The 12,942-nt window shown below is 66.7% G+C and carries 12 protein-coding genes; 6 read left to right on the forward strand and 6 right to left on the reverse strand.

All coding sequences use genetic code 11. The annotated features are described in order from the left end of the window. Nucleotides 1-81 precede the first annotated feature (81 nt). Together hemB and yihA are read right to left on the reverse strand one after the other, a co-directional pair. Nucleotides 82-1,092: a porphobilinogen synthase gene (gene hemB, locus A6745_RS06145; protein ID WP_066124775.1), complete on the reverse strand. Its 1,011-nt coding sequence runs from the start codon at nucleotides 1,090-1,092 to the stop codon at nucleotides 82-84. After that, the gene (gene yihA, locus A6745_RS06150; RefSeq protein WP_066124776.1) at nucleotides 1,089-1,712 is read right to left on the reverse strand and encodes a ribosome biogenesis GTP-binding protein YihA/YsxC; all 624 of its coding nucleotides are present in this window, start codon (nucleotides 1,710-1,712) and stop codon (nucleotides 1,089-1,091) included. Before yihA ends, hemB begins: the two co-directional genes overlap by 4 nt. A gap of 290 nt (nucleotides 1,713-2,002) precedes the next feature. On the opposite strand from yihA, the gene A6745_RS06155 reads away from it, so the two are divergent. From A6745_RS06155 to ccsB, 3 genes are all read left to right on the forward strand, one after another. Continuing rightward, entirely contained in the window at nucleotides 2,003-2,704 is a 702-nt protein-coding gene (locus tag A6745_RS06155) for a c-type cytochrome (RefSeq protein ID WP_156513293.1), read from the forward strand. Nucleotides 2,705-2,838: 134 nt separating this feature from the next. Further along, entirely contained in the window at nucleotides 2,839-4,920 is a 2,082-nt protein-coding gene (locus A6745_RS06160; RefSeq protein WP_066124778.1) for a cytochrome c biogenesis protein ResB, read from the forward strand. A gap of 8 nt (nucleotides 4,921-4,928) precedes the next feature. Beyond that, on the forward strand, nucleotides 4,929-6,266 hold the full coding sequence (gene ccsB / locus A6745_RS06165) for a c-type cytochrome biogenesis protein CcsB (protein WP_066124780.1): 1,338 nt from the start codon (nucleotides 4,929-4,931) through the stop codon (nucleotides 6,264-6,266). Between the two features lie 20 nt (nucleotides 6,267-6,286). On the opposite strand, the gene A6745_RS06170 is transcribed toward ccsB, so the two are convergent. The 3 genes from A6745_RS06170 to lptM form a co-directional block, all read right to left on the reverse strand. Then, complete coding sequence (locus A6745_RS06170; protein WP_066124782.1) at nucleotides 6,287-6,556, reverse strand: hypothetical protein; 270 nt, start codon at nucleotides 6,554-6,556, stop codon at nucleotides 6,287-6,289. A gap of 106 nt (nucleotides 6,557-6,662) precedes the next feature. Next, the gene (gene lysA / locus A6745_RS06175) at nucleotides 6,663-7,958 is read right to left on the reverse strand and encodes a diaminopimelate decarboxylase (protein WP_066124784.1); all 1,296 of its coding nucleotides are present in this window, start codon (nucleotides 7,956-7,958) and stop codon (nucleotides 6,663-6,665) included. Beyond that, nucleotides 7,955-8,284: an LPS translocon maturation chaperone LptM gene (gene lptM, locus A6745_RS29665; protein ID WP_407922719.1), complete on the reverse strand. Its 330-nt coding sequence runs from the start codon at nucleotides 8,282-8,284 to the stop codon at nucleotides 7,955-7,957. The genes lysA and lptM overlap by 4 nt, the downstream gene beginning before the upstream one ends. Between lptM and cyaY the strand changes: the two genes are divergently transcribed. Further along, complete coding sequence (cyaY, locus tag A6745_RS06180; protein ID WP_066124786.1) at nucleotides 8,196-8,525, forward strand: iron donor protein CyaY; 330 nt, start codon at nucleotides 8,196-8,198, stop codon at nucleotides 8,523-8,525. The genes lptM and cyaY overlap by 89 nt on opposite strands. 130 nt (nucleotides 8,526-8,655) lie before the next feature. On the opposite strand, the gene A6745_RS06185 is transcribed toward cyaY, so the two are convergent. Continuing rightward, nucleotides 8,656-11,103, reverse strand: coding sequence for a penicillin-binding protein 1A (locus A6745_RS06185; RefSeq protein ID WP_066124788.1), 2,448 nt, complete (start codon nucleotides 11,101-11,103; stop codon nucleotides 8,656-8,658). A gap of 114 nt (nucleotides 11,104-11,217) precedes the next feature. On the opposite strand from A6745_RS06185, the gene A6745_RS06190 reads away from it, so the two are divergent. Continuing rightward, nucleotides 11,218-11,853 (forward strand): shikimate kinase, encoded by a 636-nt coding sequence (locus A6745_RS06190; protein ID WP_066124790.1) that lies wholly within the window; start codon nucleotides 11,218-11,220, stop codon nucleotides 11,851-11,853. Continuing rightward, a complete protein-coding gene (aroB, locus tag A6745_RS06195; RefSeq protein WP_066124791.1) occupies nucleotides 11,850-12,929 on the forward strand; it encodes a 3-dehydroquinate synthase in 1,080 nt (359 codons plus the stop codon). Before A6745_RS06190 ends, aroB begins: the two co-directional genes overlap by 4 nt. The last annotated feature ends 13 nt before the right edge of the window (nucleotides 12,930-12,942 follow it).

The following is a 12,942-nucleotide window of genomic DNA, read 5'->3' on the forward strand; positions in this document are numbered from 1 at the left end:
CATGCACCCGGCATCAATGAAAAACGGCCGGTGTGGAAGCGTTCTTCCACACCGGCCGTCTTGCATGTGCCCGTGTAGCGGTCAGGCCTTCAACAGCGTGGCCGCATCGATCGCGAAGTACGTCAGGATGCCGTCCGCGCCGGCGCGCTTGAACGCCAGCAGCGACTCCATCATCACTTTGTCGTGATCCAGCCAGCCGTTGTTGGCCGCGGCCTTGATCATCGCGTATTCGCCGCTGACCTGATAGGCGAAGGTGGGCACACGGAAAGCGTCTTTCACGCGGCGCAGCACGTCCAGGTAGGGCATGCCGGGCTTGACCATCACCATGTCGGCGCCTTCCTGCAGATCGGCGGCCACCTCGCGCAGGGCTTCGTCGATGTTGCCCGGATCCATCTGGTACGCCTGCTTGTTCGACTTGCCCAGATTGGAGGCCGAACCCACGGCGTCGCGGAACGGGCCGTAGAACGCGCTGGCGTACTTGGCCGAATAGGCCATGATGCGCGTATGGATGTGCTGCGCATCCTCCAGCGCCTGGCGGATGGCGCCGATGCGGCCGTCCATCATGTCGCTGGGCGCCACGATGTCCACGCCGGCGTGCGACTGCACCAACGCCTGGCGGATCAGGATCTCGACGGTGGGTTCGTTCAGCACGTAGCCGTCCTCGTCGATCAGGCCGTCCTGGCCGTGGCTGGTGTAGGGGTCCAGCGCCACGTCGGTCAGCACGCCCAGCTCGGGGAAGCGCTGCTTGATCTGCGCGACCACGCGCGGGATCAGGCCATCGGGATTGGTGGCCTCGATGCCGTCGGGCGTCTTCAGCGACGGATCGATCACCGGGAACAGGGCCAGCACCGGAATGCCCAGCTCGACGCAGCGCCCGGCCACGGCCAGCAGCGTGTCGGACGAATAGCGCATCACGCCGGGCAGCGAGGCCACGGGCTGCGCCAGGCCCTGGCCTTCGGCCACGAACACCGGATAGATCAGGTCATCGACGGTCAGGGCGTTCTCGCGCACCAGACGGCGGGTGAAGTCGTCGCGGCGCAGGCGGCGCGGGCGCGAAGCGGGAAAGGCAGGCGAGATGATGTGCGGATTCATGGTACGACCTTCGGTGAAATCCAGTTTTCGATCACTTCGGTCGCTTCCGGCAGGCCGATGCGTTCGGTGGAGGAGAATGGCACCGCGCTCAGGTGGCCGATGTCGGCCAGCTCCTTGCGCACGGCCTGCACGGCGCGGATGCGCTGGCCGTAAGGCAGCTTGTCGGCCTTGGTGAGCAACGCCATCACGGGACGGCCGGTGGGCGCCAGGAAATCGGCCAGGCGGCGATCCAGCGGCGTGACGCCGCGGCGGATGTCGATCAGCAGCACGACGCCGGCCAGCGACGGGCGGTCACGCAGATAGCCACCCAGGATGTCGGCCCATTGCTCTTTCTCGCGGTGTGCGACCGAGGCGTAGCCATAGCCGGGCAGGTCGACCAGGAAGCCGATGTGCTCGCCGGGCACGAGCGGGTCGGGCAGGCCGAACAGGTTTATCAGGCGGGTGCGGCCGGGCGTCTTGCTGGAGTAGGCCAGGCGGCGCTGGTTGCACAGCACATTGATGGCGGACGACTTGCCGGCGTTGGAGCGGCCCACGAAGCAGACTTCGGGCGCGCTCGGAGCGGGCAGCTGATCGAGACGGGCGGCCGAAATGGTGAACGAGGCGCGGTGCAGGATGGACACGGGTATACCGGGGGGGTTGATTTCGATCCCTATTGTATAATCCGGCGTTTGCAACATAGGTCCCCGCACGAGGGATCGGCAAATTCGTCCGCGATTCTTGGTCAGTAGTATCTGAGTCAAAACGGGACTGAGTAAAGAGGGGCGGGAGGCCGGAGACGACACGTAAGCCATCGATCATGGCCATCAGGCCATGCGCGTGGCGTACGCGGCGTGGAAGCAGTAGGCGTGCGGGCAGGCGTAGGCGCGGTGTTCATCGTGCCTTGATCGATACCGATCGTCGAGGTTTACACATGAAGCATGTGCTGTCCCGGATGTTGGTAGCAAGTGGGCTGATGCTGGTCGCATCGGCATACACCGTCAGTTCCGCAGCGGAAGCGGGCGCCGGACCATCGAAACCCGATGCCGCGAAGGGCGAACAGCTGTTCACCCAGGGGGATGCCGCGCGAGGCATCATCGCCTGTGTGACCTGTCACGGGCCGGGGGGCAACAGCTCGCTGCCGGCCAATCCCAATATCGCTGCCCAGCCGCACGAGTATCTGGTCAAGCAGCTCACCGACTTCAAGGCCAAGGAAGGCGCCAAGGCGCCCGCGCGCAATGGCGCGGGGGGCAATCCCTCGCCCATGACGGCCATCGTCCAGTCGATGACGCCCCAGGACATGCAGAACGTGGCCTTGTATCTGGCTGCGCAGCCTCTGAAGCAGCCTGCCACCGCGGGGCAGAAAGACCTGGTCGAACTGGGCCGCAAGATCTGGCGCGGCGGCCTGCCCGATCGCGGCGTGCCGGCCTGCGCGGCCTGCCACAGCGCCAACGGCGCCGGCATTCCCGGCCAGTATCCGCGCCTGTCGGGCCAGTTTCCCGCCTACCTGGAAGAACAGCTGAAGCTGTTCCGCAGCGGCGACCGCAAGAGCAGCGTTCCCATGCATGACATCGCGGATCGCATGACAGATGCCGATATCAAGGCTGTCGCCGACTACGCCGCCGGCCTGCGCTAACATAGCGCCTGCCGGCCGTACCCCGGCAGGGGTGCTGTGTTGCGGCCGCCATTGAAACACTCGCGCACGGAACTCAAATCCGTGTCGCACTGTCCATGAAGGGGAGCCGCGGCGCCGCGGCTCCCCTTTCTCACATGAATTCAACCTTGCCCCCCCGATCCCGCTCTTCGCTGCGCAGTCTGCCCGGCGACCTGGTCGAGCTGCTGAGCTCGATGCGTTTTGCCGTCAGCCTGCTGATGTTCATCTGTGTGGCGAGCATCGTCGGGACGGTGCTGGCGCAGAATCGTCCCTCCAATACCTACGTCGACCAGTTCGGTCCGTTCTGGTACGAGGTGTTCGACAAATTCTCCATCTGGCACGTCTACAACAGCTGGTGGTTCCTGGTGATCATGGCGTTCCTGGTGGTGTCCACCTCGATCTGCCTGATCCGCAACGCGCCCAGGATGCTGCGCGATGCCCGTTCGTTCCGCGAGCACGTGCGCGCCAGCAGCCTGCGCGCCTTCCCGCATCGCGTCGAGGCCGAGCAACCCGTGCCGGTGGACCAGGCCGCCGCCGACGTGCGCGCCAAGCTGGGCCAGCTGGGCTATGCCGTGCGCGAGCGCCGCGACGGCGACGGCGTGATGCTGGCCGCCAAGAAGGGCAGCGCCAACCGCCTGGGCTACATCTTCGCCCACGCGGCCATGGTCATCATCTGTATTGGCGGGCTGCTGGACAGCGAGCTGGCCGTGCGCCTGCAGGTCATGCTGGGCGGCAAGCATCCCATCACCGACAACATGCTGATCGCCGACGTTCCGCCCAGCGGACGCCTGTCGGTGGACAACCCCAGCTTCCGCGCCAGCGTGCTGGTGCCCGAGGGCAGCCAGGTCGGCACCGCCGTGGTCATGGTGGGCGATGGCGCGTTGGTGCAGCCGTTGCCGTTTGCGTTGAAGCTGAAGAAATTCATCGTGGATTACTACTCCACGGGCATGCCCAGCCGCTTCGCCAGCGAGGTCGAGGTGCTCGATCCCGACAACGGCAAGTCGTTCGACGCCACCATCGAGGTCAATGAGCCGTTGCGCTACAAGGGCGTCACCGTCTACCAGTCCAGCTTCGACGATGGCGGCAGTTCCGTGCAGCTCACCGGCTATCCGCTGGTGGGCGCCGATGCCGGCACGTTCCAGTTGGACGGCACGGTGGGCAAGCAGTCCGAGGTCACCGCCACGGGTACGCAGGGCAAGCCGTATTCCATGCAGGTGGACATCACCGCGCTGCGTCCCATCAACGTCGAGGACCTGACCTCGGGCCGGCCCGACGCCTCGCGCGCGGCCATGAGCCTGGGCGACCACGTGGCGTCGGTGTCGGGCAGCGCGGCCGGCAAGAAGAACGAGAACCTGCACAACGTCGGTCCCAGCATCGAATACCGCCTGATCGACGACGCCGGCCAGGCCCATGAGTTCCGCAACTACATGCTGCCGGTCACGCTGGATGGCGCGCAGGTGCTGCTGGCGGGGGTGCGCAACAGTCCTGCCGAGCCCTATCGCTACCTGCGCATCCCGACCGACGAGAACGGCTCCGTGGCCGAATTCATGCGCCTGCGCGCCGCGCTGAACGACCCGGTGGCGCGCCGCGAGGCCGCGCGCCGCTTCGCCCGGCGCAATGCGCCGCCGGGCTCCGATCCGGCGCCGCTGCAGACCGCCGCCGAACGCGCGCTGGAGACCTTCTCGCGCGGCGGCCTGCAGGCCATCGCCGATTTCCTGCAGACCAACACACCGCCCGCCGAGCTCGAACGCGCGGCCGACGTGGTGGTGCGCCTGCTGGGCGCCAGCGTGGCCGAGCTGCGTACGATCACGCGCCAGCGGGCCAACCTGCCGCCCGTCACCGAAGACGAAGCGCAGGCGCAGTGGTCGCGCCTGGCAGTGGCCGCGCTGTCCGACCTGTCCGTCTATCCCGCGCCGGCCTTCTTCGCGCTCAGCGACTTCAAGCACGTGCAGGCCAGCGTGTTCCAGGTCAGCCGCACGCCCGGCAAGACCACGGTCTATATCGGCTGCCTGCTGCTGATCCTGGGTGTCTTCTCCATGTTCTACATCCGCGACCGGCGCGTCTGGGCCTGGGTGCGTCCGTCCGCCAATGGCGGCAGCGACGTCCTGGCAGCCATGACGTCCCAACGGCGTACACTCGATTTCAACCAGGAATTCGAGCGCTTGCGCCAGGCTCTGACGCCGCAAACCAGGTCCTGAGGCTTTTCATGTCCACCACCACCACTTCTCCCTCGCAGGCGGCCTGGCCGCAAGGCGTTTCGGCCACGGGCGACAGCCGCGAGCGCCGCGGCCGTCCCGACTGGACCGACGCCGTCTTCTTCCTGTTGCTGGCCGTCGGCGCGGGCTTCGCGATCAGCCGCTTCGGCCATGCCATGGATTACTACGAGACGGTGATCCTGTGCGGCCTGGTGCCCGCGCTGACCTGGCTGGGGTGGCTGTGGCGGCCGCTGCGCGTCCTGATGCTCGCCTGTGCGCTGGCGGCCGGCCTGGCGCTGATGCTCTACCAGAACGACCTGGCGCGCGCCGAGCACGTATTCTTCCTGAAGTACCTGTTCTCGTCGCAATCCGCCGTGCTGTGGATGTGCGCGCTCTTCATGCTGGCCACCGTGTGCTACTGGGGCGGCATCGTCAGTCCCACCAGCGCCTGGCTGGGCACTGCACTGACCTGGGGCGCCGTCTTCGCCGGCCTGACCGGCCTGCTGGTGCGCTGGCGCGAAAGCCACCTGATGGGGCCCGACCTGGGCCACATCCCGGTCAGCAACCTGTACGAAGTGTTCGTGCTGTTCTCGCTGATCACGGCGCTGTTCTACCTGTACTACGAACGCAAGTACGCCACGCGCGCGCTGGGCGGCTTCGTGCTGCTGGTCATCTCGTCGGCCATCGTGTTCCTGCTTTGGTACTCGTTCACGCGTGACGCCGGCCAGATCCAGCCGCTGGTGCCGGCCCTGAAAAGCTGGTGGATGAAGCTGCACGTGCCGGCCAACTTCATCGGCTACGGCACCTTCTCGCTGGCCGCCATGGTGGGCTTCGCCTATCTGATCAAGCAGCATGGCGAAACCGCGTCCTGGGCCAAGCTGGCGCCGCTGTTCGTGCTGGGGGTGCTCTTGTGCGCCGAGCCCATGGTATTTCGCACCGATGGCCTGTCGGCCACCTGGATGATCTACGGCGGCGTGGGCGTGGTCATCACCGGCCTGATCCTGGCCGCAAGGCGTCCCATTGCCCGCGCGCTGCCGTCGCTCGAAGTGCTGGACGACATCATGTACCGCGCCATCGCGGTGGGTTTCGCCTTCTTCACCGTGGCCACCGTGCTGGGCGCCCTGTGGGCCGCCGATGCCTGGGGCGCCTACTGGCAATGGGATCCCAAGGAAACCTGGGCCCTGATCGTCTGGCTGAACTACGCCGCCTGGCTGCACATGCGCCTGATCAAGGGTCTGCGCGGCGGCATGGCCGCGTACTGGGCCCTGGTGGGGCTGCTGATCACCGGCTTCGCCTTCCTGGGGGTGAACATGTTCCTGTCGGGCCTGCACTCGTACGGCGAGCTGTAGGCGCGCGGGCGAGGCATTGGTCAGCGCGCGAAGGCGCGCCGCAGGCGCTCGGCCTCCGCCTTGTTCAGCCGCTGCGCTTCCTGTTCGGCGTAGCGGCTTTCGCCGGGTTCGTACGAGCCCTCGAAGATGCAAGTGCGCCGGTTCTTGCGGCAATTGGCCTCTTCCCGCGCGGCTTTCGCGCCGTCGGCCTTGCTGGCTTCGCTACTGGCCGGGGTATCGCCGTCGTTCTGCGACGACGCGTCCTTGCCGGTCGTCGAGCAACCGGCCATGGCCGCGGCCAGGACCAGCATCGCGCCGCCTCGGTTCAACCGTTGAATCGCAGACAAGTTCTTTTCCGCCCCGCAGACATGCCCAGGTCGTTCTTTATAGCAAACCTGGCCAGGGGCAGGCGATCGATCAGGGCAGCGTCGTTTCGCCGCGCATCAGGTCCTCGATGGTTTCACGCTGGCGAACCACGTAGTACTTGGCGCCGTCGACCATCACCTCGGCCGGGCGGCCGCGCGAGTTGTAGTTGCTGGCCATCACCATGCCGTAGGCGCCCGCGGATTCCAGCGCCAGCACATCGCCTTCCTCCACGTGCAGCTGGCGTTGGCGTGCCAGCCAGTCGCCGCTTTCGCACACCGGGCCGACCACGTCGTATTCCTGCGTGGCGCCCGGGCGCGGCGTCACGGCGCGCAGGCCGTGATACGCCTCGTACAGGGACGGGCGCAGCAGGTCGTTCATGGCGGCGTCGACGATGGCGAAGTTGCGCGCGTCGGAGTGCTTCAGGAACTGCACGGTGGTCAGCAGCAGGCCCGCATTGCCGACCAGCGAGCGGCCGGGTTCCAGCATCAGGTGCAGGTGGCCGTAGCCGCGCGCCTGCAGGCGGTCGAACACGCGGTCCAGCAATGCCTTGGGCGATGGCGGAACTTCATCCGTATAGCGGATGCCCAGGCCGCCGCCCAGGTCCAGGTGCTCGATGGTGATGCCGGCGCTGGCCAACTGGTCGATCAGGTCGAGCAGCTTTTCCAGCGCATCGAAGTAGGGGCTGATGTCGGTGAGCTGCGAGCCGATGTGGCAGTCGACGCCGACCACTTTCAGGCCCGGCAGGGAGGCCGCCAGGCGATAGGCGTCCAATGCGGCCTCGATGGCGATGCCGAACTTGTTTTCCTTCAGGCCGGTGGAGATGTAGGGGTGCGTCTGGGCATCCACGTCGGGATTGACGCGCAGCGACACCGGCGCCACCTTGCCCATTTCATGGGCGACCCGCGACAGGCGGCGCAATTCAGCCTGCGATTCGACGTTGAAGCACTTCACGCCGGCTTCGATGGCCATGCGCATTTCCCAGGCCTGCTTGCCCACGCCCGAGAACACCACGCGCGATGGATCGCCGCCCACGGCCAGCACGCGCTGCAATTCGCCGCCCGAGACGATGTCGAACCCGGCCCCCATGCGCGCGAATTCCTTCAGCACGGCCAGGTTGGAGTTGGCCTTCATGCCGAAGCACACCAGCACCGGACGGCCGCCGATGGCGTCGCGGTACGATTGCCAGGCGGCGGCCAGCGCGGCGCGGGAATAGACATACAACGGAGTGCCCAGTTCGGCCGCCAGCGTGTCCAGCGCCACGTCTTCTGCGTGCAGCACGCCGCCGCGGTAATGGAAATGCGGATGGCCAGCCAGTTCGGGCTGGTTTACGGGGGCGGACGAAGTCATTGGGAGGTGCTGTTGGAAGGAAGCTGGGGGATGCTGTTGCCGGGCCGATTCATGGGGGAAGCCTGCTGGTTGGCTCTGCCCGCGCCTTTCGAGCCATCTCCGGGCATGTACAGTGGGCCCTTGAAACCGCAAGCGGCCAGCATGCCGGCCGCTGCCAGGGTGGCTACAATGCGTAGAGCCTTGCGGCTGCATGCCAGTGGGGACACAGAAGACTCCGTAAATCGTGCAGATGGAATTATGACCGAAACCGAATTTCTTGCATTGATCGACCAGGTGCTGGACAGCATCGAGAGCCAGTCCGACGACTGGGCCGCCACGCTCGACATCGACGTCGAAGCCAGCCGCAGCGGCAATGTCCTGACCTTGGTATTCGAGGACGGCACGCATGTCGTCGTCAACTCGCAGGCCGCCATGCAGGAACTGTGGGTGGCCGCGCGCACCGGCGGCTTCCATTATCGATACGACGGCCAGCAATGGAACGACACCCGTGGCGGTCCTCCGCTGTCCGAGGCCTTGTCGCAGATCTGTTCCCTGGCCGCCGGCCAGCCCGTGACGGTGCGCGTGTAAACGCGCCCTGCAAGCCTGGCGCGCATCGCGCCGCGCGCCAGACAAACGGGCCGCCCATTGAACTGACCCCCGAAAGTTGGACGTAGATCCAACCTTCGGGGGTCAGTTCACATCAGGGCGGCCGTTTTGCTCAGAAGGGAATGTTCTGCGACCAGGTCTGGCCGCCGCGGGCCCCGGGGGCGGCGCGGATCTCGCTGTCGTCGCGCAGGCCGTTCAGGAAGTCGCCCAGCGAGTCGCCTTGCTGCGCGACGGGGGCCGAGACCAGGCCCAGCGACGCCACGGCCTGGCCCGGCGGATATTCTGAGAAATAGTATTCGCCACCGTCCACCAGCAGGCCTTCCGGACGCTGGCGCTGCTTCTCTTCGGGCACGCCCTTCAGCATCTCCTGCATGTACTCCAGCCAGATCGGCATGGCCACGCCGCCGCCGGTTTCGCGCGAGCCCAGCGAGCGCGGCTGGTCGTAGCCCAGCCACGCGGTGCCCACCAGCGCCGGCGTGTAGCCCGAGAACCAGGCGTCGACGGATTCGTTGGTGGTGCCGGTCTTGCCGGCCACGTCGCTGCGCTTGAGTGTGGCGCGCGCCCGCGCCGCCGTGCCGCTGGTGGCCACGCCCCGCAGCATGTCATCGGTGACGAAGGCCGTGCGCGGATCGATGGCGCGGATCGACGGGTCGCCCGCGGTGACCGGCTTGGACTGCATCAGCACCTTGCCCGAGCTGTCGGTGACACGGTCGATGAGGTAGGGCGTGACGCGATAGCCGCCGTTGGCGAACACGGCATAGGCGCCGGCCAGCTGCAGCGGCGTCACCGAGCCCGCGCCCAGCGCCAGCGGCAGCACGGCCGGCTGGCGGTTCTTGTCGAAGCCGAAGCGGGTCAGGTATTCCTGGGCGTACTGCGGGCCGATGGCCTGCAGGATACGGATGGACACCATGTTCTTGGACTTGTACAGGCCCTGCCGCATCGTCAGCATGGGTTCGTACTGGTTGCCGTAGTTCTTCGGATGCCAGGGCTTGGAGCCCGTCTGCGCGGCCGTCAGTTCGAACGGCTGGTCGGAAATCTGCGTCGCCGGCGTCAGGCCGCGTTCGAGCGAGGCGGCGTAGATGAAAGGCTTGATGTTCGAGCCCGGCTGGCGCCAGGCCTGCGTGACGCGGTTGAAGTTGCCGCGGAAGAAGTCGAAGCCGCCCACCAGGGCGCGGATCGCGCCGTCCCGCGGCACCATCGACACGAAGGCTGCCTGCACGCCCGGGAAGTTGATGACTTCCCAGGCGCCGTCGTACTTGTGGATGTAGACCACCGAACCGCGCTTGATGCGCACGTCCGGCTTGGCCTTGTCGCCCAGCGCGCGCGCCACCACGGACAAGGCCTTCTTGTCGTTGATGGTGATGATCTCGCGCGAACTGCGCGCGACCTTGATCTCGGTCGGGCTGGCGGACAGCACCACGGCGGTCAGCAGATCGCCGCTGTCGGCATACTTGTCGTAGACGCCGTCCAGGAATTCGTCCAGCGTGGCGGGATTGTTCTCGACGCCCGCAGGCATGTCGAGCTGGTCCTCGGGGCCGGGGTAGGGGGCGCGGCGCGTGTATTCCAGCACGCCGTCCCGCACCGCGTTGTAGGCCACTTCCTGGTCCTTGGACACCACCGTCGTGTAGATGTTGATGCCGCGCGAATACAGGTTGTCCTGGTACACGTTGTACAGCAGTTGGCGAGCCAGCTCCGCCACGTATTCGCCATGGATGCCGTACACGCCGCCGGCCGAGGCTTCCATCGACTTGAACACCAGTTGCTGCGCGGTGGCGGTCTTGTATTCGGGTTCGGTCAGGTAGCCCAGCGAGTACATGCGATTGAGCACGTAGCGCTGGCGCAGTTCGGCGCGCGGGCGGTTCGACAGCGGATTGAAGCGCGACGGCGCCTTGGGGATGCCGGCCAGCATGGCGGCTTCGGCCGGCGTGACCTCGGACAGCGGCTTGCCGAAATACGTGCGCGACGCGGCGGCGAAGCCATAGGCGCGATGACCCAGGTAGATCTGGTTCATGTACAGCTCGAGGATCTGGTCCTTGGTGAGCTGCGATTCGATCTTGAAGGTGAGCAGCAGTTCGTAGAACTTGCGCGAATAGGTCTTCTCGGACGACAGGTAGAAGTTGCGCGCCACCTGCATGGTGATGGTGCTGGCCCCCTGCGACTTCGAACCGCTCATGATGTTGGTCAGGCCCGCGCGCGCCACGCCGGCCCAGTCGACGCCGCCGTGCTGGTAGAAGCGGTCGTCTTCGGCGGCCAGCACCGCCGACTTCATCACGTCGGGGATTTCATTGAAGCGCAGCACGTTGCGGCGTTCCTCGCCGAACTCGCCGATCAGGACCTTGTCTGCCGTATAGACGCGCAGCGGGACGCGGGGCCGGTAATCGGTCATCGCGTGCAGGTCGGGCAGGTTGGGCCAGGCCAGCGCCAGGGCCATGCCGGCCAGCAATGCGCCGCACAGCCCCAGGCCGCCCAGCAGAATGCCGGTCTTGACGAAGAACCGCAAAATCGGCGAGCCGCTGGAGACGGGCTGGTCCTGCTTCGAAGAATTCTGGCGCTTGCTCATCGCGGCGATTTTACGGTGATCTTTGGGTATGGCTCAGACCCGCATTCCGGTTTCTGTAACAAAATAGTTCCAGTGTGGTAAGCGGGCAACTGGCGGCAATGGGATAATGCCGGCATGAATGTTTTTGCGAATCCTTGCGCGCCCCTGCAGGCCGCCGCCACGCCCGATGCCGAGTGCGTCGGCGCGCGCGCGCTGCCCTGCGGCGAGCCGCTCGCCAGTCTGCCGTACGATCTGCCCATCTTCCTGGTGGGCATGATGGGCGCCGGCAAGACCACCATCGGGCGTGGATTGGCACGCGCGCTGGGCCGTGAATTCGTCGACCTGGACCATGAACTGGAGGCACGTTGCGGCGTGCGTGTGCCGGTCATCTTCGAGATCGAGGGCGAGGCGGGTTTTCGCCGGCGCGAGGCGAGCGCGCTGCAAGAGTGTACCCAACGGCGGGCAATCGTACTTGCCACGGGCGGGGGCGCCATCCTGGCCGAGGAAAACCGCAGGCTGTTGCGCGAACGCGGCGTGGTGCTCTATCTGCGTGCAAGCGTGGATGAACTGTACCGCCGCACCTGCCGCGACCGCAATCGTCCGTTGCTGGCCACCGCCGATCCGCGCGGCACGCTGCGCCAGTTGTTGACCCTGCGCGAACCGCTGTATCACGAGGTGGCGCACCTGGTGGTCGAGACCGGCTGCGCGCCGGTGGCCTCGCTGGTGAAGTCGCTGATTCCCAAGCTGCAAGCCTACGAGGCACAAGAATGACCGTGGTCGTCGACGTCGACACCCCTGGCGGGCGCTATCCCATCCACATCGGCGCCGGCCGGCTCGACATGCTGGACGCCAGCGTTCCGGCCGATGCCACGTCCATCGTCGTCGTCACCAACCCCACGGTCGGCGCCCTGTATGCCGAGCGCGCCCTGGCCGCCCTGCAACGCACCGGCAAGCGCGTGCTGCGCATCGACCTGCCCGACGGCGAGGTCTACAAGGACTGGCAGACGCTCAACCTCATCTTCGACGGCCTGCTCGAGAACCGCTGCGATCGCCGCGCCCTGCTGGTGGCGCTGGGCGGGGGCGTGATCGGCGACATGGTCGGCTTCTCCGCCTCCGTGTACATGCGCGGCGTGCGTTTCCTGCAAGTGCCCACCACGCTGCTGGCGCAGGTCGATTCGTCGGTGGGCGGCAAGACGGCCGTCAACCACCCGCTGGGCAAGAACATGATCGGCGCGTTCCACCAGCCCGTCGCCGTCGAGATCGACACCGGCGTGTTGCGCACGCTGCCTGATCGCGAAATCTCCGCCGGCCTGGCCGAAGTCATCAAGTACGGCCTGATCCTCGATTCCGAATTCTGGAACTGGTGCGAGGCCAATGCCTGCGCATTGCGCGCCTTGCAGCCCGAGGCCGTGTCGCATGCCATCCGCCGGTCGTGCGAGTTGAAGGCTCAGGTGGTGGGCAAGGACGAGCGCGAGTCCGGCCTGCGCGCCATCCTCAACCTGGGCCATACCTTCGGGCACGCCATCGAGTCCGGCATGGGCTATGGCGAATGGCTGCATGGCGAGGCCGTGGGCTGCGGCATGGTGCAGGCCGCCGAGCTGTCGGCGCGCGTGACCGGCTTTCCGGCGGCCGACGTGCAGCGCGTGCGCGCGCTGGTGGCCGGTATCGGCTGTCCGGTGGTGGCGCCCGACCTGGGCGACGACCGCTGGCTGGCGCTGATGCAGGTCGACAAGAAAACCGAAGGCGGCGAAATCAAGTTCGTGCTGATGCCGCGCATCGGCGAGGCCTGCACCCGTACCGCGCCCGAAGCGGCCGTGCGCGATGTGTTGCGGCACACGGTGGCTTGATCTGCCGGCCGCC

Source organism: Bordetella ansorpii (genome assembly GCF_900078705.1).
GTDB lineage: Bacteria > Pseudomonadota > Gammaproteobacteria > Burkholderiales > Burkholderiaceae_B > Bordetella > Bordetella ansorpii_A.

What these genes read in the sequence shown, in the direction of transcription:
- A6745_RS06185 (WP_066124788.1), bottom strand. Translation starts at nt 11,103, where the DNA reads ATGAGCAAGCGCCAGAATTCTTCGAAGCAGGACCAGCCCGTCTCCAGC.
- A6745_RS06155 (WP_156513293.1), top strand. Translation starts at nt 2,003, where the DNA reads ATGAAGCATGTGCTGTCCCGGATGTTGGTAGCAAGTGGGCTGATGCTG.
- A6745_RS06160 (WP_066124778.1), top strand. Translation starts at nt 2,839, where the DNA reads ATGAATTCAACCTTGCCCCCCCGATCCCGCTCTTCGCTGCGCAGTCTG.
- hemB (WP_066124775.1), bottom strand. Translation starts at nt 1,092, where the DNA reads ATGAATCCGCACATCATCTCGCCTGCCTTTCCCGCTTCGCGCCCGCGC.
- A6745_RS06170 (WP_066124782.1), bottom strand. Translation starts at nt 6,556, where the DNA reads ATGCTGGTCCTGGCCGCGGCCATGGCCGGTTGCTCGACGACCGGCAAG.
- lptM (WP_407922719.1), bottom strand. Translation starts at nt 8,284, where the DNA reads ATGTCGAGCGTGGCGGCCCAGTCGTCGGACTGGCTCTCGATGCTGTCC.
- A6745_RS06190 (WP_066124790.1), top strand. Translation starts at nt 11,218, where the DNA reads ATGAATGTTTTTGCGAATCCTTGCGCGCCCCTGCAGGCCGCCGCCACG.
- ccsB (WP_066124780.1), top strand. Translation starts at nt 4,929, where the DNA reads ATGTCCACCACCACCACTTCTCCCTCGCAGGCGGCCTGGCCGCAAGGC.
- aroB (WP_066124791.1), top strand. Translation starts at nt 11,850, where the DNA reads ATGACCGTGGTCGTCGACGTCGACACCCCTGGCGGGCGCTATCCCATC.
- cyaY (WP_066124786.1), top strand. Translation starts at nt 8,196, where the DNA reads ATGACCGAAACCGAATTTCTTGCATTGATCGACCAGGTGCTGGACAGC.
- lysA (WP_066124784.1), bottom strand. Translation starts at nt 7,958, where the DNA reads ATGACTTCGTCCGCCCCCGTAAACCAGCCCGAACTGGCTGGCCATCCG.